Consider the following 20,093-nt stretch of genomic DNA (forward strand, 5'->3'; position numbering starts at 1 on the left):
TGCAGTAAATTTTATTCTCTTGAAAGAAAAGATTCGTTTTCTTATCCTAAAAAGAAGTACTCCTTGATAAGAGCACTTCTTATTTTACATCCATGTGATTTTTGGTTCGGTACCGTTTTTAATTCGCTTCAAGTTCTCCTTATGACGGTAGATAACAAACAGAGTAAGAAACGAAATAATGGCGATTAAGACAATGTCCTTATAAAACAACGAAATAATAATCGTAACCACTCCAGTTATGATAGAAGATAGTGAAACATATTTGGATAAATATAAGGAGAGTAAAAAAGTAGTAACCATGATTACGAATAATAGCGGGAAACTCCCCAATATAATTCCAGATGATGTCGCCACTGCTTTTCCACCTTTAAACTTGGCAAAAATCGGATACGTATGTCCAATAACCGCAAACAAGCCAATAAGAAGAGGATGTACGGATGCATCGAACAGAATTGGAATAACCGTTGCTACTGTTCCTTTTAAAATATCAGATAAAGTAACAATGATTCCTGCTTTCATTCCAAGCACTCGGAATGCATTGGTAGCTCCAAGGTTTCCGCTGCCATGTTCGCGAATATCTTTATTGAACCCAATTTTCCCTACTAATAATGCAGAGGGAATCGATCCTAATAAATAGGCAATAATTGCAAATAATACATATTCCATCATTCATCCTACTTTCATCAACAATTTGAACACATGTTATAAATATTTTATCATGGATTTCGTTTAAAAAGTACTGTTAGCTGGAATTTATTACTTATCCCAGCGGGAATATGTATCATCGCGGAAGACGGTATGGTTGACTATTCAGCTTATTCTCCTTATGATGTGACTAGAATGACTCGAAGTATCAATCCCTAGAGAAAGGATGAGAGACATGAGCTGGGAAAATCCATCAAAAGAAAAATTACAAGAGATTTTAAGCGAAGCAAAGACAATTGCAGTTGTTGGACTTTCGAAAAATGAAGAAAAGACAGCCTATCAAATATCGAAAATTATGCAAGAACAAGGCTATCGTATTATCCCCGTCAATCCATCTGTAGACGAGGTCCTCGGGGAAAAGGCTTATCCAACACTGAGAGATGTACCGGAAAAAATTGATATTATCAACGTTTTCCGCCGTCCCGAACATTTGCCGGATGTTGCAAAAGATGCAGCTGAAACAGATTGCAAGGTATTTTGGGCACAACAAGGCATCATCAATGAAGAAGCTTATCATTACTTGAAAGAAAGAGACTTTACTGTCATTATGGACCTCTGCATTAAAGTAGTCCATTCCGTATTAGTTAAATAGACAGAGCAACAGGGTGAATAGATTCATCCTGTTCTTTTTTTCCCATGGATTTTACAATAGATTTGATGTTTCTCACTCAACTTTCACATTTGAAAATATGAAAGCAAAAACATATTTCACAATTAAATTGCTAATCACTTCTATTCAGCGTAAGTGCAACTTTCATCTGGAGGTCCGCAGTCCAGACACCTCTCGCTTTCCGCAGGCGGCTGGTGAGCCTCCTCGGGCTACCGCCCTGCGGGGTCTCACCTAGGCCTATCCTCCTGCAGGAGTCTCGAGGTGTCTGGACTGCTCCGAGGAAAGTCTTGATTTAGTACACTATTCAATATTACGGAAATGCAATATTTATCATGGATTTCATGATAGAATAACTTCTGTTCATAATAATTATCCATACTAGTTCAGTTGCCCGGAGGACGGTGACTCCTGCGGGAAGGCGGAGACGATGAGACCCCGCAGGAAGTGCCTTTCTTCCAAAGCAGACTACGTTCGGAATGTCCTGTGGCAACGTCTGCATTAGCACGTACTGTGCGTCGAGGCTCAGCGCAGATCCCTAGGATACGCATTCGTCCTCCGGGCAACTGAACCACGATTAGAGAGCCAGCCTAGTGAACGAGCAAAATACTTACGCCGAATAGAAGTGATAAGTAATTTCTTGTCGTTGATTTTAGGAGGGAACTGTTGAGACATCGGGACAAGTTTTTGAAGCGCGTGAATAACGATAATAAATTCCCGATATTACTAATTACATTAAAGGATTACTAATGATTTAGGACTGCGCAAGTTAAGTATTTTAGGATTAAGAAAGCAATGAAAATCATGCTTACAGTATATTTTTTTCTATTTTTAGGTTAAGATAGTTTAGTGAAAGCTTATGATTGCAATGTTTATATTTACTTCTACAAACATTTGTTCTATTATAATATAGGAAAAGAAAATGTTTAGCAGGGAATAAAGCAGTGAATGATTTCAGGTGGAAAGGGGAAAATCAGAAATTGGCTAATCAAGCAAATCGATATAGCGATGATTCCATCCAAGTATTAGAAGGACTAGATGCGGTCAGAAAAAGACCTGGTATGTATATTGGAAGTACCGATGAAAGAGGACTTCATCATCTCGTCTTTGAAATCGTGGATAATGCGGTAGATGAAGCGTTGTCCGGCTATGGAAATGAAATCAAAGTGACGATACATAAAGATAATAGTATTTCCGTTTCGGATAAAGGGAGGGGTATTCCAACCGGAATGCATGCAACAGGTGTCCCGACAGTAGAAGTCATCTTTACCGTTCTCCATGCAGGTGGTAAGTTTGGGCAAGGTGGCTATAAGACGAGTGGCGGACTTCATGGTGTTGGGGCTTCTGTCGTGAATGCTCTTTCCGAATGGATGGAGATCACCGTTTTTCGAGATGGCTATACCTACTTTCAACGGTTTGAAAATGGCGGAAATCCGGTTGGCACCCTTGAAAAAGGAAAACCAACGAGGAGAACAGGTACGATCATTCACTTTAAACCGGATGAATCCATTTTTACATCAATAGTTTATGACTATGAAACAATCTCTGAAAGACTTCGTGAATCAGCATTTCTATTAAAAAATCTGCAAATTGAACTAGAAGATGAACGTTCAGAAACGAAGGATGTTTTCCAATATCCCGATGGATTGAAGTCGTTTGTCGATTATTTGAATGAAGAGAAAGATGTTCTCCATTCTGTTGCCTTCTTTGAAGGGGAAAGTAATGGGATTCAAGTAGAATTTGCTTTCCAATTTAATGATGGGTACGCTGAAAGCATGCTTTCTTTTGTGAATCATGTACGTACAAAAGACGGAGGAACCCATGAATTCGGTGCAAGAAGTGCAATTACGAGGACAATCAATGAATATGCAAGAAGAACTTCAATTTTAAAAGAAAAGGATAAAAACCTGGAAGGAACGGATGTAAGAGAAGGTTTAACTGCGATTGTTTCTGTCCGGATACCGGAAAATTTGCTGCAGTTTGAAGGACAGACGAAATCGAAGCTCGGTACTCCTGAAGCCCGTTCAGCAGTTGATGCTGTTATATCGGAACAGCTTGCATATTTCCTCGAAGAAAATGCGGAGACTTCAAAACTTCTGGTTAATAAATCCATTAAAGCGAAAGAAGCGAGAGAAGCTGCCCGAAAAGCGCGGGAAGAGGCCCGGACAGGGAAGAGACGTAAAAGAAAAGATGCACTTCTAAGTGGAAAGTTAACTCCTGCTCAGTCTAGGAACCCTCAGAAAAATGAATTATACCTTGTGGAGGGAGACTCTGCAGGTGGGTCAGCTAAGCAAGGAAGAGATCGTAAATTCCAAGCTGTCCTGCCGTTAAGAGGTAAAGTAATCAATACAGAAAAGGCTAAACTGGAAGACGTTTTTAAAAACGAGGAAATCGCAACGATCGTTCATACTATTGGTGCAGGAGTCGGTGGCGACTTTGACTTGGAAGATGTACAGTATGATAAAATCATTATTATGACCGATGCGGATACCGACGGGGCGCATATTCAAGTACTCCTACTGACGTTTTTCTACCGGTATATGAGGAATCTAATTGAAGCTGGTAAAGTATTTATTGCTTTGCCGCCGCTATTTAAGGTTTCAAAAGGGAAAGGTAAAAATGAACAAGTCGTTTACGCTTGGGAAGAAGAAGAAATGAAGGATGCAATAGATACGTTTAAAAACGGTTATATCGTTCAGCGCTATAAGGGTCTCGGTGAGATGAACGCGGATCAATTATGGGAAACAACGATGAATCCGGAAACAAGAACTTTAATTCGGGTGACGATTGAAGATATTGCCCGTGCCGAAAGAAGAATCACAACCCTAATGGGGGACAAAGTGGAACCACGTCGAAATTGGATTGAGTCGAACGTGAGATTTGGCTTGGATGAAGAAACAAATATTATTGAAAATGAAAAAATAAGAAAAGAATAATGTGTATAGTGGTATTTCTTTTAATAGGAAGCAATGTCTCTATGAATCCAAGAGGGGGATATTAACGGATGCAACAAGAAAAATTTCTAGATCTATCCCTTGAAGAAGTGATTGGCGATCGCTTCGGAAGGTATAGTAAATATATCATTCAAGACCGGGCTCTCCCAGATGCCCGGGATGGATTGAAGCCAGTACAAAGAAGAATATTATATGCGATGCATATGGAGAAGAATACCTTTGATAAAGGATTCCGGAAATCTGCAAAAACAGTCGGAACTGTTATCGGTAACTACCATCCTCACGGGGATACTTCCGTTTATGAGGCAATGGTCCGTTTAAGTCAGGACTGGAAGCTGCAAGAGGAATTAATTGAAATGCATGGGAATAACGGGAGTATTGACGGAGATCCGCCAGCAGCAATGCGTTATACAGAAACAAGACTATCCCAAATCGCTTCCGAGCTGCTTCGGGATATTGATAAAGAAACAGTGGATTTCATTTATAACTTTGATGAAACAACTCTTGAACCGGTTGTTCTACCTGCGAAATTCCCTAACTTGTTAGTGAATGGATCAACAGGTATTTCTGCTGGGTATGCGACAGACATTCCACCGCATAATTTAGAAGAAGTCATTGATGCTGTTATCATGCGGATGGACAAGCCTCAAGCTACTGTTGAACAGTTGATGAAGGTAATGCAAGGTCCCGACTTCCCAACAGGCGGTATCATTCAAGGTGTAGACGGTATTAAAAAAGCTTATGAAACTGGACGCGGAAGAATTATTGTACGTGGAAAAACGGAGATAGAAGCAATCCGTGGTGGCAGAGAGCAAATCGTTATTGAAGAAATCCCTTATGAAGTGAATAAAGCGGCAATGGTGAAGAAAATTGATGAACTAAGAATTGACCGGAAAATAGAGGGCATCGCCGAGGTCCGAGATGAATCAGACCGAACCGGGTTGCGTGTAGTCGTTGAGTTAAGAAAAGACGCTGATGCTACCGGGATATTGAATTACTTATATAAAAATACGGATTTGCAAGTTTCTTATAACTTCAACATGGTGGCAATTGAAGATAAGACACCGAAATTAATGTCCTTACAGCAAATATTGGACGCATTTATTAACCATCAAAAAGAAGTCGTTACAAGGCAAGTCACATTTGACTTAAATAAGGCGAAAAATAGAGCTCATATTATCGAGGGGCTAATTAGAGCGCTCTCCATCCTGGATGAAGTAATTACAATGATTCGTTCATCTAAAGATAAAGGGGATGCGAAGAAGAATTTAATAAAAGCATTCGACTTCACCGATGCACAGGCCGAAGCAATCGTTAATTTGCAGCTATATCGTCTAACGAATACGGATATTACCCAGTTGGAAAATGAAGCAAAGGAATTGGAACAGAACATTCAATCCTATGAAGCAATTCTAGCTAGTGAAGCAACGTTAATGAAGACGATTAAAAAAGATTTAAGGGAAATCAAGAAAAAATTCAAATCACCACGCTTGACAGTAGTGGAAGAAAAAATAGAAGAGTTGAAAATAAACATCGAGGTTCTCATTCCTAGTGAAGATGTAGTTGTATCTGTTACGAAGGATGGCTACATAAAACGAACGAGTTTACGTTCTTACGGTGCCTCGAATAATGATGATTTGACAATGAAAGAGCTGGATTATCTAATCGGTCTCTATGAGCTGAATACAACCGATCATCTTCTTTTATTTACGACTAAAGGGAGGTTTATTTATTTCCCTGTCCATGAACTCCCTGATATTCGCTGGAGGGATCTAGGGGCACATATTTCACACTTTACAAGTCTTGCAGAAGACGAGCGGCTGGTGCGAGTTATTCCAGTCCAAGCGTTTTCCGATAAGAAATATTTAGTCTTCTTTACTAGAAATGGAATGATTAAACGAACCGAGCTTGACAAATATGAAACCCAGCGACAAGGTCGGGCGATGATTGCAATTAATTTAAGGAAAGACGATGAGTTGATTGACGTCCACGAAACAAACGGTTATTCTGATATTTTCCTTGCATCAAATACGGGATATGGTCTATGGTATCATGAATCTGAGGTAAATCCGACAGGTCAGCGAACAGCCGGTGTAAAAGCGATGAATTTAAGAGACGAAGAATTCATTGTTAGTGGTCAAATATTCGAAGACTTGGCAGACCCATCCTTAGTCCTTGTTACGCAACGGGGGGCTGTGAAACGCATGGGACTTACGGAGTTCGAAAAAACAACGAGAGCGAAACGTGGTCTCCATATGTTAAGAGAATTGAAGAGTAAGCCACATCGCATCGTAGGTTTCTTTACAGCTAATGAAAATGATAGTATTAGCATTCAAACGGCCAATGGAGTTACCCATTCGATCTATCCTCTTGAATTATCCATGAGTGATCGCGTCAGCAACGGCTCCTTTGTCATCGACACTGATCATGACGGCGAGGTAACTGAAGCATGGAAAGAAACCACCTACGAAAAACCTTTCGAAGCCGAGGAGGAAAAAGAATAAAATAATAACGACAAAGCCTAGAGAATTCTCTAGGCTTTTTAAGAACCCAACTTTAAAATAATTAAGTTTATTCTTTATCAATTTTAAATTATATGATAAAGTATTGTTAACGCTTCCATTGGAGGGAGGATGAATTCAACGGATCTAAGAGAACGGATTATCGAAGCATCATTAAGTTTATTTGAACAACACGGATTCCACGGCGTCACTGTAAACCAAATCGTAGACGCTGCAGGCATATCAAAGGGAGGGTTTTACCACCATTTCACTTCGAAGGATGAACTATTGTTTGTTATCCATGATATCTTCATCACCTATGTCTTGGAACGAGCCATCAAAGCAAATGAACAGAATGTGCCACCCAAGGATAGATTAAGACTAATCATCAAAGACTTTGTAAATGTATTCGACATTTATAAAGCTCATTTAACCGTCTTTTATCAAGAAAGCATTTATTTAAAAGCGGAACATGAAGAAATCGTCAAAAAGAAACGGAATAAATTTAAAACAATTATTCAAAATGTAATCGAAGAAGGGATTGCTGTTGGAAATTTCCGTAGAGATTTATCCGTTGATATTACAACGATGGCTATTCTCGGTATGGTGAACTGGACATATAAATGGTACCAGAGAAATGGAGAAAAGCGCATTGATGAAATAGCCGATATCTACACAGACTTGATTCTTCATGCTGTCACTCGGAATGGGAATGGGCATATAGGAGATGGGACTTCCTAGAGGAGTATTTTTTTACCAGGATACCGACCAACCAGTCGGTCTTGATTTTCATAAATTAAACAAGGGGGAATAGGCGGATGAACTTTGAATTAACAAAGGAACAAGAAATGATTAGGAAAATGGTGAGAGATTTTGCGGAAGAAGTAATTCGACCACGGGCGATTGAAATTGACACGAAGGCGGAATTCCCAGAAGATATATTTAAGCAGATTGGTGAATTAGGGTTACTTGGACTTCCATTTCCGGAAGAGTATGGTGGTTCTGGCGGAGATACGGTTTCTTATGCTCTTGCAGTGGAGGAAATTGGCCGGGTATGCGGCAGTACGGGGCTAAGTTATGCTGCAGCAGTCTCACTAGGTGCAAGCCCGCTTTATTATTTTGGCACAGATGAGCAGAAAGAGAAATTTTTAAAACCTTTAGCGGAAGGAAAGGCGCTCGGCTCCTTTGGACTTACGGAACCGAATGCGGGATCGGATGCAGGTGGTACAATGACGACCGCCGTTCTGGAAGGTGACAACTATGTTATTAATGGGGAAAAATGCTTTATAACGAATGCAAGCTTTGCAAAGCTTTTAATCGTTACTGCGGTGACTGGCAAGGATGAGAATGGGAAGAAACTTATTTCCTCGATTATTGTGCCAACAGACACTGCCGGCGTTACAATTACGAGCAATTACGATAAGATGGGTGTCAGAGGTTCGGATACCGCTGAAATTGTCCTTGATCATGTCGTCGTCCCGAAAGAGAATGTCCTTGGTGAAGTAAACAAAGGATTCAAGCAATTCCTCTCAACGCTGGATGGAGGAAGAATATCGATTGGCGCACTAGGTGTCGGGATAGCCCAAGGTTCTTTAGATAAAGCACTCGAGTATGCAAAGGAAAGAAAGCAGTTTGGCCAATCCCTATCTAAATTTCAAGCGATTCAATTTAAGCTGGCAGATATGGCGATGGAAGTTGAACTAGCGAGAACGATGGTTCATAAAGCTGCTTGGCTGAAAGATCAAGATAAGTCATTTGGTAAGGAGGCAGCTTTTGCGAAATTATATGCTTCAGAAACTGCAGTTCGCACGGCTGATCAGGCAATCCAAATTCATGGCGGATATGGCTATATGAGGGAATATGAAGTAGAGCGCTATCTACGTGATGCTAAACTTTTAGAAATCGGTGAAGGTACTTCCGAAGTTCAACGTCTTGTTATTGCAAGATATCTAGGATGCTAGGATAACCGTTGAGATCAGTAATCTAATAGAGGGGGCAGCCAATGATTAAGAGAATACTAATTGCAAATCGAGGGGAGATTGCATCTCGGATTATTCGGACCTGTAAACGTCTTGGTATTACATCCATTGCTGTTTATTCAGAGGCGGATAAAGAAGCACCGTTCGTAAAAGCGGCAGACGAAGCTTATTTGTTAGGAGCTTCTCAAGTTAATGAAAGTTATATGAATATGGATAAGATTTTCGATGTTGCTAAAAAGGTCGCAGCCGATGCTATTCACCCGGGTTATGGTTTTTTTAGTGAGAATGCCGTATTTAGACAACGATGTGAAAAAGAAGGGATTCGTTTTATCGGTCCTAAAAGTGAAGTTATTCAACAAATGGGGGATAAAATAAATGCCCGGAATGCAATGATTGCGGCAAACGTACCTGTTGTACCAGGAACAGAAAAGGCAATTACCGATGTAGAACAAGCGGTAGAGTTTGCCAAGGAAATTGGTTATCCAATTATGCTGAAAGCTGCTGCAGGCGGCGGTGGAATCGGGATGCAAGTCGTCCGGGAAGAGGAAGAACTTAGAAAAGTATTTACAAGTAATTCCGAACGTGCATTGAATTTTTTTGGTAACGGTTCCATGTTTTTAGAAAGAAAAATAGAAAATGCGCACCATATTGAAATACAAATTCTTGCAGATGAGTATGGAAATGCTGTCCACTTATTTGACCGGGAATGCTCGATTCAGCGGCGTAATCAGAAGGTGATTGAAGAAGCTCCATCACCATTTATTTCAGAGAAAACGCGAAAAAAGATGGGAGAAACTGGCGTCCAGGCAGCGAAAGCAATTTCTTATACGAATGCGGGAACGATTGAATTTCTTGTGGATGAAGAAGAGAACTATTACTTTTTGGAAATGAATACAAGGATTCAAGTCGAGCACCCTGTAACAGAGGAAATAACAGGCATCGACATGATTGAAATGCAGATCCGGATTGCAAATGGAGAAGAGCTTCCGTTTAAACAAGAGGAAATTAAACGGAATGGACACGCAATAGAAACAAGAATTTATGCGGAAGACCCGGTACGATTTTTCCCTTCCCCAGGTACCATAACAAGCGTGGGTTTACCTGAGGGAAAAGGAATCCGCCATGATATTGCTTTTACCGAAAATTATCAAGTAACCCCTTTTTACGATCCAATGATTGGTAAATTGATTGTAAAGGGAGAGACACGGAAAGAAGCTGTTGAGCGTTTGGAACAGGCATTGGCAAATTATCGGATTGATGGGATCAAAACGAATCTGCCAATGCTAGAGAAATCTGTAGCGATTCCTCAATTTAAACAAGGAAATACAACGACTAATTTTGTGGATAATTATTATATCCCATTAATCCAAAAATCGTAAGGAGGAACAATTATGGAAAAAATAGTTGCAAGTATGGCAGGTAATGTATGGAAAATTGTTAAGAACGAAGGGGATGTTGTTAGCTCTGGAGAGGATGTCGTTATCTTGGAATCAATGAAGATGGAGATCCCGATTCCTGCTAAAGCTGATGGCGTAATCAAAGAATTGAAAGTCGCTGAAGGGGACTTTGTTAATGAAGGAGACGAAATTGCAATTATCGAATAATCAGGGAGAAAAGGGGGGGCAACGGGATGATTGAAGTCCATATAGAAAATCATGTATCAACCATTACTTTAAATCGACCTGAGGCAGCGAATGCAATGTCCACCGAGTTGTTAAATGAACTAAATCAAGCACTCGATTCAGTTGATGCAAATGAGGAAAGCTTTTGTACGGTTATTACTGGCAAGGGAGAGAAAGCTTTTTGTGCGGGGGCCGATCTTAAAGAACGGAAAACGATGACTGATCGGGAAGTCGTTCAGGCAGTTCGCTATATCGGTAAAACAGTGAACCGAGTTGAAAACATGCGCATGCCGGTAATTGCAGCACTCAATGGTGTCGCATTTGGTGGTGGTCTTGAGCTGGCTCTTGCTTGTGACCTGCGCATAGCTGCAGAACATGTGAAGCTTGGACTTACAGAGACATCATTAGCGATTATCCCAGGAGCGGGCGGGACACAGCGATTGCCGCGCTTAATTGGGTCCGGCAAGGCAAAGCGTCTCATCTATACCGCTCAATCAATTACTGCTCATGAAGCGGAAAAGCTCGGTATTTTAGATGAGGTGGTTTCGAGCTCGGAATTAATAAACGAGTCTAGGGAAATTGCGGAAAGAATTACTGCCAATGGTCCAGTAGCTTTGGAACAGGCAAAGCTTGCAATTAATCGTGGGGCGGAAACGGATCTCGTAACAGGACTTGAAATCGAGCATCTTGCTTATCAGAAAACGATACCGACTCAGGACCGGAAAGAAGGCTTGCAAGCATTCAGTGAAAAGCGGAAACCGATTTATAAAGGGGAATAGTTGGGGGGAGGACTAGAACATGTCATTTATTGAGGAACTAGAACAACGGGTAGAAACGATTAAACAAGGTGGGAAAGAAAAATATCACCTAGCAAACACAGAAAAGGGGAAATTGTTTGTACGGAAACGTTTAGAGCTTTTATTTGATGAAGATTTAGATATAGAAGATGCTTTTTTCGCCAACTGTATGGCCGGAGATTTACCTTCTGATGGAGTAGTTACAGGGATTGGCAAAATCAATGGCCAAAATGTTTGTGTGATGGCCAATGATTCGACTGTTAAGGCCGGATCATGGGGGAAACGGACCGTTGAGAAAATACTTCGGATTCAAGAAACAGCACTTAACCTGGAAATTCCGATTATTTACCTTGTTGATTCCGCCGGTGCAAGAATCACCGACCAAATCGAGATGTTCCCTGGTAGAAGAGGGGCGGGCAGGATATTCCATAACCAAATAAAACTATCTGGAAGGGTGCCACAGCTTTGTTTATTATTCGGCCCATCTGCAGCAGGAGGAGCATATATTCCAGCTTTTTGTGACGTTGTAGTAATGGTCGAAGGTAATGCATCGATGTACCTTGGCTCGCCGAGAATGGCGGAGAAGGTAATCGGTGAAAAAGTGTCTTTAGAGGAAATGGGTGGTGCAAGAATGCATTGTACCGTTTCCGGTGTCGGTGACGTCCTTGTGAAAACGGAAGAAGAAGCAATAGCTTATGCAAGAAAATATCTTGGCTATTTCCCGCCGAACTTTAGGAATAAGCCTCCTGAGTCAGCTCAGAAAGCTGTGAAAGCGTCGGATAAGACGATAACAGAAATTGTTCCGGAAAATCAGAATGCGGCTTTTAATATGATTGAATTAATTGAACAGGTAATCGATGAAGACAGTTTAGTTGAAGTAAAGAAAGAATTTGCGAAAGAATTGATTACCGGCTTAGCGCGGATTAATGGCCGAAGTGTAGGGATTATTGCGAATCAGCCTCGTGTAAAAGGGGGTGTCCTTTTCACAGATTCCGCGGATAAAGCTGCGAAATTCATCCAGCTTTGTAATGCATTTAATATTCCACTTCTTTTCTTGACAGATGTTCCAGGTTTTATGATTGGTACAAAAGTTGAAAGAGAAGGGATTATCCGTCATGGTGCAAAAATGCTCGCGAGTATGAGTGAAGCTACGGTACCTAAAATTTCTGTTATCGTGAGGAAAGCATACGGTGCAGGTCTATACGCGATGGCAGGACCAGCTTTTGAACCAGACTCGGTACTTGCATTCCCAAATGCCCAAATTGCTGTCATGGGCCCTGAGGCAGCAGTGAATGCGGTACACGCAAAAAGAATCGCTGAGTTGCCTGAGGAAGAAAGAAATGCGTTTATTAAAGAGAAGCAGGACGCCTATAAGGATGAAATTGATATTTATCGTTTAGCATCAGAAATGGTTGTTGATGATATCATTCATCCGGACCGCTTACGGGAAGAGCTTATTAAACGATACGAAATCTATGAAGATAAGAATCTTACCTTCACAGAAAGAAAGCACGGTGTTTATCCAGTCTAATTTTATAGCATTAGAAGAGCCTTGACTGCAAAACAGTTAAGGCTCTCTTTTCTGTGTATTAAAAAAATGGGACAAATGCTCTGACCCTAGTTTTCAATTTACGATAACTTTATTATGTTAACTAAGGGGGAGCGGTAGAAATATAGGTGATTTTTACGTATAATAGATTAAAATCGTTATTTTAAGAGGGGCAGGAGAAAGTATTCATGGTGCAGGTTAATACAGGAACAGAGTTGAACGAAGAACAGCTTGCAGCTCTTTATCAACTGATGCAGGCAAATAATGATGAGGAAAATGCAAAGAAAATATTGGAGTTGTATCAAAAGTTACATGATAAGGAGCTCGTCGTCAGTTTCTCAGGACATTTTTCAGCGGGGAAGTCATCCATGATTAATGCACTGCTTGGAAAGGAAATTTTGCCAAAAAGTCCGATTCCAACGAGTGCAAATATTGTTAAGTTAACATCTGGAGAGGGCTGGGCAAGAGTCTTCTTTACCAAAGGGGATCCTATTGAGTATCAGGAACCTTACGATCTTGATATGATTAAGGCCTATTCAACAGATAAAGATGAAATTAAGCGAATCGAAATCAGTACGAAAGAAGTAATTATACCACATAAAGCAGCGCTAATGGATACACCGGGGATTGATGCTGCGGATGATGCTGACCGCTTAATGACGGAGAGTGCACTTCACTTAGTAGATGTCCTGTTTTATGTCGTGGACTATAATCATGTCCAATCTGAAGTTAATTTGTATTTTCTTCAATCACTACAAGAAAATCAAATCCCATTTTATTTAATAATTAATCAGATTGATAAACATAATGAAAAGGAATTATCATTTGCCAGTTTCAAAGAAAGTATCAGGCAAACCTTTACAGCTTGGAATATTCAACCTGTCGAAGTTTTTTATACATCACTTTATGATCCTTCGCTAACAATCAATGAATTCAACAAGGTAAAAACTACATTGTTTTCCATCCTAGAAAATGAAGGAGACACGCATTTCAATATTCAAGCCTCAGTCAAACAGGTTATGGAGAAGCATAAATCCTTCCTGGAACAGCAGTATGATGAACTAAAGAGCGAAATAGAAATGGATGAAGATGTAGAACAACAGTTGGCTCATATGGAAACTGCTGAGAAACTAATGAGAAATCTTGCGAAAGAGCCAGAAGAATTGGAAGAGACGTTTCAATCGGAATTAAAACAAACATTGCAAAATGCGTATTTAATGCCGAAAGAAGTACGTGATCTTGCTGAAAGTTATCTTGAAGCCGAGCAACCACGTTTTAAAGTAGGCTTGTTTGGATCCAAGAAGAAAACCGAGGAAGAAAGGGCCAACCGCAGAGAAGAATTTGAGCAATTAATCCAAGAAACAATTCGCTCATCAATTCAATGGAAGCTGAGGGATAAATATGTTCAGCTCCTGAAGGACTATGCACTGACTGATCAAGCGTTAATCGAAGAAGTGAATAATTTCTCAATCAATTATGATCACTCTGATTTTGAAAAGTTATTAAAGCATGGCGCTCAAGTGAACGGGGAGTATGTATTAAATTATACAAATGACGTCGCAAGCGATATTAAAGCTAAATTCAGGCGGCGCTCCTTAGATCTTCTTGAAGTGATCCAGCAAGCACTAGCGGATAAGCATGCTGAAACATTGGCAAAACAAGAAACATCTTCAGAAAATCTTGAAGAAATACGGAAGGTTATCGATAAATACAATAAAATTCAAGCTGAATTGGAAAGCAAGATCAGCGTAATAGATGAAGTATTCGCCTTCCCGCGTGTCGATGAAAGAGAATGGGAACAAACGCTGACTGAAGTAAAGCGGAAAGAAGATAAATTTGTTATCGCCGAGCAGTCTATTTATGAAAAAAATCAGGAAGAAACTAAGACGGAGATAAAAGCAGTAGTGGAAACAGAAGCACAACCTACGAATCTGTCAGCTGAAGAAATGCTGAAACGGATTGAGCAGACAATCACGCTTACGGAGAAAATCCCAGGTTTTACTGATTTAATAACAGATCTTAAAAGAAAGCAAGATAGACTTAAAAATCGAACATTTACGATTGCTCTATTTGGTGCATTCAGTGCTGGTAAGTCATCTTTTTCCAACGCATTGATTGGAGAAAATGTGTTACCTGTTTCACCGAACCCAACGACGGCAACTGTCAACCGCATCCATCCAATAACAGAAGAATACCCGCACGGTACGGTCGTGGTGACAATGAAGCAGGAAGCGAAATTATATGAGGAATTAACCGATATGACGGATAAATTCTCTCCAAAGGGGGATACCCTCGATCGGTTGCTTACATGGATTGATAAGAAGAATATTGCTGAAGATGCCCGTTTAAATAAGATGTACCAAGCTTATATCCGCGCCATGATGAAAGGCTATATTGCCAATAAAGAATATATCGGGAAAAAACGGACAATCCCCTTTGATGAATTTGGCGCCTATGTCGCAGATGAGACGATGGCTTGTTTCGTTGAAGCAATCGATGTCTATTATGATAGCCCCATTACAAGACAAGGTATTAGTTTAGTAGACACTCCTGGTGCAGATTCGGTGAATGCCCGGCACACGAATGTAGCATTCAATTATATTAAACATGCGGACGCTATCCTTTATGTAACGTATTATAATCATGCGTTATCACGCGCCGACCGAGATTTTCTTTTACAACTCGGCCGGGTAAAAGAAGCATTTCAATTGGATAAAATGTTTTTCATTGTTAATGCTGCCGATCTTGCGGAAAGTAAAGAGGAATTACAGCTCGTCACGACTTATGTCACAGACGAATTAACAAAACTTGGGATTCGGAATGCCAGATTATTTCCAGTATCTAGTAAACAGTCGCTTAGTGAGAAGGTAAAACAACTTCCATTAAACGGGCAAATGGAAGCATTTGAAAGCCAATTTTATTCCTTTATTCATCATGACTTAGCTTCATTAACAATTGACAGTGCCTTATGGGATATGAGGCGAGCGTATGAAACAATGGAACACTATATTTCCTCTATCACACTTGATGAAGCAGATAAAGAGCAGCAAAAAGAGCGGATAAAACAAGACCAGACACAAGCCGCTACATATGTTCGCACATATGAAACGGATGTCTATATGCAGCAGCTCGAGCAACGGATTGAGAAGCAGCTCTACTATGTTATAGAGCGACTTAGTATTCGTTATCACGATATGTTTAAGGAAATGTTCAATCCAACAACAATTACTGAAAATGGCAGAAAAGCAACTGCCGAGTTGAGGAATGCGCTAGAGAACTTAATCGAATATATTCAATTTGAACTTAATCAAGAACTTCAAGCCGTATCTTTAAGGATGGAACGCCATACATTACGATTGGCAAATGAGGTATACCAGGCAATGCATAAAAGAAATAAGGAGATTAATTCACTATTTGCTTTACCGGACCAGTTTGATTATGAATTATATACACCGGATTATGAGGAGAAAATGCCAGCTATACAAATGAAACTCTTCCAGCCTATTATTGGAAAATATAAAGGAACAAAAGCATTTTTCGTACAAAATGAAAAAGAAACAATGAAAGAAGAACTGTATCAAATGCTTTTACCATCAATTGAAAAGTTTATCCAAGCAAATCAAGAGAGGATGGTTTCAGGTTACAAAGAGCAGTGGCAAGAACTAATCAAGGTGATGAAAGAGTCAACCATCCAACGACTGGAGCAACAAGTTTCTAATTACTTCACGATATTAGCAGCACCAGCAGAACTTCCAAGATTAGGTGAAACACTAGAACAGTTGGAAAAACTCATAATGGAAGAAAAGGTAGGAGTAGATATATAAATGGAAAAGAATAAGATTTTATTAGTAGACGGAATGGCATTGTTATTTAGAGGATTTTTCGCTACTGCCTTCCGAGGAAACTTTATGAAAACAAGTGAAGGAATACCAACAAATGGAATTTATCAATTTTTACGGTATTTCCTTGATGCAGTTGACATGTATGAACCGAGCCACGTAATTTGTTGCTGGGACATGGGGAGCAAAACGTTCCGTAATGAAATTTATCCAGATTATAAAGCAAACCGTGGAGCACCCCCGGAAGAGCTTGTACCACAATTTGACTTAATTAAAGAAGTCGTCGAAGCTTTCAATATTCCAAATGTCGGTCTAGAAAATTATGAGGCAGATGACTGTATTGGTACGCTTGCTCGTCTATTTCAAGCAGATCACGAGGTTATTGTTCTAACAGGAGATCAGGATATGCTTCAGCTAGTTGATGAGAATATACACGTCTCAATCATGAGAAAAGGACAAGGGAACTATGAATTGTTTACAAGAGAAAACTTCTTTGAGAAAAAAGGGATATATCCACACCAAGTCGTTGATATGAAAGCATTAATGGGAGATAGCGCAGATAATTACCCAGGTGTAAAAGGAATAGGGGAAAAAACGGCGCTTCGATTAATTAAAGAGTATCAATCCATTGAAGGACTTCTAGCTAATACGGATCAATTAACAAAAGGGATCCGTACCAAATTAGAAACCGATCTTGAGATGCTTCACATTTCAAGGGAACTTGCTGAAATTAAATGTGATGTACCCGTCTCTTGTGAGCTGGAAACGGCACAGAAAAGATTTGATCGAACAAAGATTGAACCGAAACTGGAATCGCTCGAATTTAAAAATTTAGACCGGATGCTCGCAATAAGTGCCAAATAGGAGGAAGTCTATGTATTTTCCATCCATAAGAGACAAGTGGATAACTGGCATCGTCTGGATAATTTCGCTACTTGGGATATTATTTCCACTCTTAAAAGGGCAGGTTACAACCATGTTCATTATGTTCGGATTAGCTGCATTTCTACTCTGGTTCTGGTTCCGGACTGGATATAAAATAGAAGGGGACAAGATAAAAATCTATTATGGCCCGATTCGGCAGACTGTTCATATCCCGGACATTAAATTAATTGCTTTGTCAAAAATGCCGCTTAACTCTCCGGCACTATCCTTAAAACGAATACAAATATCTTGTAGTAAACTTGACGTAGTTGCTATATCGCCGGAAAATAGGGATCAATTCATCTCTATGCTCTTAGATATAAGACCGGAGATTCCGGTTGATGACCGATTGCTTCCAAAAAATAAATAAAAATACAGCCTCGTACAAAAATGTATGAGGCTGTTTTCTATGCTTATTCTTTGATATAAGGTAGATGCCTTGCGTATCGATTGTTAAATCTTTTACGTATTTTATCAACGCCCAGAAGGCACTCTTGTGGTGAATATAAAGCGCTGGAGCAGATTCCATTGTATACACCGTCCATAATTTCCTGTCTGTTATTTGCCATAGCGAACAAAAAATAAGAATATTATAATTTACTTACTGCTTCTTTTATATCTTCTGCTCTCGTTACAGCGGATATGAAAGAAACACCATCAGCTCCAGCTTTTAATACTGAGCTCGCATTTGTTGTATTAATCCCACCGATTCCGACTATCGGAAACTCAGGGAATTCTGCACGCAAGAAACGGATCCAATCCAACCCGACACTAGATTTTGCATCCACTTTCGTTGTAGTAAGGAACACTGGACCAGCACCTATATAATCAATATATTCTAGCGCACTATTATTTAATTCGTCCTGATTTGAAACAGATAATCCAATGATTTTATTAGGAAACATCTCCCGTAATTCTTTCACCGATTGATCATCTTGCCCGACATGTATCCCATCTGCATCTAATTTGTCTACTAATTCTACATCATCATTAACAATAAATGGAATTTGATGTACGCTACAAACTGTCCGCAATTCTTTTCCTAACTTAATTTTACTATCTCCTGAAAGGGAGCCTGGGCCTTTTTCCCGAAATTGGAAAATTGTAATTCCAGCTTGTATAGCTTGCTCCAGAACAGCAACGGGATTACCTTTAACATTTTGACTTCCCATAATGAAATATTTCCTTAAGCTTAATGGATTAAATGATGACATCGTTACTCCACCTCAGTTGTCGTTAAATTATTTGTATGGATACGCGGTGCCCAATGATTTGTCGGTCCGCTACCAGCTCCTAAGTCCAAAGAATACTTGATCGCGAGCGTTACATAATGTTTTGCCTGTTTAACCGCAATGTTAAGAGGGAGGCCTTGGCTTAGATTAGCAGTTATCGCTGCTGCATACGTACAACCTGTACCATGTGTATTATTTGTATTTATTCGGGGAGCCGAAAAGCTATGGATCCTTGAACCATCATAAAGGAAATCAACCGCATCGCCTTCGCGGTGACCGCCTTTAACTAGTGCAGCTTTCGCGCCAAAATTTTTCACAAGCATTTCGGCAGCCTGCTTCATGTCCTCATCGGTTTCAACTTTTTCATCTATTAGATATTCTGTTTCTGGAATATTTGGAGTTACAATTGTTGTAAGAGGGAGCAAATTCTTCCGCAAATAATTACGGGAATCGCGTTCAATCAATGTGTCACCGCTTGTGGCAACCATGACCGGGTCCATAACATAAGGTGCATCCAAATGCTTAATTTTATTATAAATCATTTTCATCATATCCTGATTGGCAATCATCCCTGTTTTAAATGCATGGATAGGCATATCAGAAATAATCGAGTCTAGTTGCTGTTCGATCATTTCTAGAGAGACGTGGGAAACAGCTTGAACACCTGTCGTGTTTTGGGACACGATGGAGGTGATAACCGACATCCCATAAGTTTTCAATTCCTGAAACGTTTTCAGATCGGCGTGAATTCCAGCACCGCCGCTCGGGTCCGTACCCGCTATCGTTAGAGCACATGCAACATTCTTCATTGAACATTCTCCTTCATCAACTTACTCATTTTAATTTTTTATTAAGCCCTTGGTGTAAACTTTAGATACAACGAGCAGTCCAAGAATTGCTCCAGATATACTGCTTACAAGGAATGGGGGGATGAAAACAAATGCACCGGCCGATGTCCCCATAAATACATAAGCAAATGGCACTGCAAATAATGCACCAATAACCCCACTGCCAATCCCTTCACCTAATGCGGCGAGCGATTGCTTCTTGGTTTGCTTATACAGGAACCCTGCAAGAAAAGCGCCGACCATTGCACCTGGGAAGGCTAATAAGGTTCCTAGTCCGAGCATATTGCGTAATAGACTGATCATGAAAGCAATAATGACTGCCGGACCGGGTCCCAAGGTGACAGCGGCTACGACATTAATCGCATGCTGTACTGGATAAGCGCGGGCTACACCGGCAGGAAACCAGATTAATTGTGCGCTGATTGTTCCAATTGCGATAAAGACGGCCATCGTCGTGATGAGACGGGTTTTATTCATACTTGACCTCCAATCTTAAGGGGTAAAATCAACCAATTAAAAAGCCAGGTCATGATTAG

At 40.2% G+C, this 20,093-nt stretch carries 16 protein-coding genes; 12 read left to right on the plus strand and 4 right to left on the minus strand.

The window, feature by feature from the left end:
- Positions 1 to 84 precede the first annotated feature (84 nt).
- Positions 85 to 666, minus strand: a complete 582-nt coding sequence (gene plsY, locus GN217_RS09665; RefSeq protein WP_156856517.1) for a glycerol-3-phosphate 1-O-acyltransferase PlsY — start codon at positions 664 to 666, stop codon at positions 85 to 87.
- 214 nt (positions 667 to 880) lie between these two features.
- Between plsY and GN217_RS09670 the strand changes: the two genes are divergently transcribed.
- From GN217_RS09670 to GN217_RS09725, 12 genes are all read left to right on the plus strand, one after another.
- On the plus strand, positions 881 to 1,297 hold the full coding sequence (locus GN217_RS09670; protein WP_156856486.1) for a CoA-binding protein: 417 nt from the start codon (positions 881 to 883) through the stop codon (positions 1,295 to 1,297).
- A 995-nt stretch (positions 1,298 to 2,292) separates the two neighbouring features.
- Positions 2,293 to 4,248 (plus strand): DNA topoisomerase IV subunit B, encoded by a 1,956-nt coding sequence (gene parE / locus GN217_RS09675; RefSeq protein WP_156856487.1) that lies wholly within the window; start codon positions 2,293 to 2,295, stop codon positions 4,246 to 4,248.
- Between the two features lie 68 nt (positions 4,249 to 4,316).
- Complete coding sequence (gene parC / locus GN217_RS09680) at positions 4,317 to 6,770, plus strand: DNA topoisomerase IV subunit A (protein WP_156856488.1); 2,454 nt, start codon at positions 4,317 to 4,319, stop codon at positions 6,768 to 6,770.
- Between the two features lie 129 nt (positions 6,771 to 6,899).
- On the plus strand, positions 6,900 to 7,508 hold the full coding sequence (locus GN217_RS09685; protein ID WP_156856489.1) for a TetR/AcrR family transcriptional regulator: 609 nt from the start codon (positions 6,900 to 6,902) through the stop codon (positions 7,506 to 7,508).
- Positions 7,509 to 7,585: 77 nt separating this feature from the next.
- The gene (locus GN217_RS09690; protein ID WP_156856490.1) at positions 7,586 to 8,728 is read left to right on the plus strand and encodes an acyl-CoA dehydrogenase family protein; all 1,143 of its coding nucleotides are present in this window, start codon (positions 7,586 to 7,588) and stop codon (positions 8,726 to 8,728) included.
- A gap of 41 nt (positions 8,729 to 8,769) precedes the next feature.
- Positions 8,770 to 10,125, plus strand: a complete 1,356-nt coding sequence (locus GN217_RS09695; RefSeq protein WP_156856491.1) for an acetyl-CoA carboxylase biotin carboxylase subunit — start codon at positions 8,770 to 8,772, stop codon at positions 10,123 to 10,125.
- Positions 10,126 to 10,137: 12 nt separating this feature from the next.
- Positions 10,138 to 10,350 carry an acetyl-CoA carboxylase biotin carboxyl carrier protein subunit gene (locus GN217_RS09700; protein WP_156856492.1) on the plus strand — a complete coding sequence of 71 codons (213 nt, stop codon included), beginning with the start codon at positions 10,138 to 10,140 and terminating at the stop codon, positions 10,348 to 10,350.
- A 26-nt stretch (positions 10,351 to 10,376) separates the two neighbouring features.
- Positions 10,377 to 11,147, plus strand: coding sequence for an enoyl-CoA hydratase (locus tag GN217_RS09705; protein WP_156856493.1), 771 nt, complete (start codon positions 10,377 to 10,379; stop codon positions 11,145 to 11,147).
- 19 nt (positions 11,148 to 11,166) lie between these two features.
- Complete coding sequence (locus GN217_RS09710; protein WP_156856494.1) at positions 11,167 to 12,696, plus strand: acyl-CoA carboxylase subunit beta; 1,530 nt, start codon at positions 11,167 to 11,169, stop codon at positions 12,694 to 12,696.
- Positions 12,697 to 12,902: 206 nt separating this feature from the next.
- Entirely contained in the window at positions 12,903 to 16,538 is a 3,636-nt protein-coding gene (locus GN217_RS09715) for a dynamin family protein (RefSeq protein WP_156856495.1), read from the plus strand.
- On the plus strand, positions 16,539 to 17,417 hold the full coding sequence (locus GN217_RS09720; protein WP_156856496.1) for a 5'-3' exonuclease: 879 nt from the start codon (positions 16,539 to 16,541) through the stop codon (positions 17,415 to 17,417).
- Between the two features lie 10 nt (positions 17,418 to 17,427).
- Complete coding sequence (locus GN217_RS09725; RefSeq protein ID WP_156856497.1) at positions 17,428 to 17,847, plus strand: PH domain-containing protein; 420 nt, start codon at positions 17,428 to 17,430, stop codon at positions 17,845 to 17,847.
- A 220-nt stretch (positions 17,848 to 18,067) separates the two neighbouring features.
- On the opposite strand, the gene thiE is transcribed toward GN217_RS09725, so the two are convergent.
- Genes thiE through thiW form a run of 3 tightly spaced genes read right to left on the minus strand, consistent with a single transcriptional unit; the run spans position 18,068 to position 20,034 of the window.
- Positions 18,068 to 18,691, minus strand: a complete 624-nt coding sequence (gene thiE / locus GN217_RS09730) for a thiamine phosphate synthase (protein ID WP_156856498.1) — start codon at positions 18,689 to 18,691, stop codon at positions 18,068 to 18,070.
- A gap of 2 nt (positions 18,692 to 18,693) precedes the next feature.
- Positions 18,694 to 19,518 carry a bifunctional hydroxymethylpyrimidine kinase/phosphomethylpyrimidine kinase gene (thiD, locus tag GN217_RS09735; RefSeq protein WP_156856499.1) on the minus strand — a complete coding sequence of 275 codons (825 nt, stop codon included), beginning with the start codon at positions 19,516 to 19,518 and terminating at the stop codon, positions 18,694 to 18,696.
- Positions 19,519 to 19,548: 30 nt separating this feature from the next.
- Positions 19,549 to 20,034, minus strand: a complete 486-nt coding sequence (gene thiW, locus GN217_RS09740) for an energy coupling factor transporter S component ThiW (protein WP_156856500.1) — start codon at positions 20,032 to 20,034, stop codon at positions 19,549 to 19,551.
- Positions 20,035 to 20,093 lie beyond the last annotated feature (59 nt).

Origin of the sequence: Oceanobacillus sp. AG, assembly GCF_009746545.1 — a bacterium.
Lineage (GTDB): Bacteria > Bacillota > Bacilli > Bacillales > Amphibacillaceae > Oceanobacillus > Oceanobacillus indicireducens.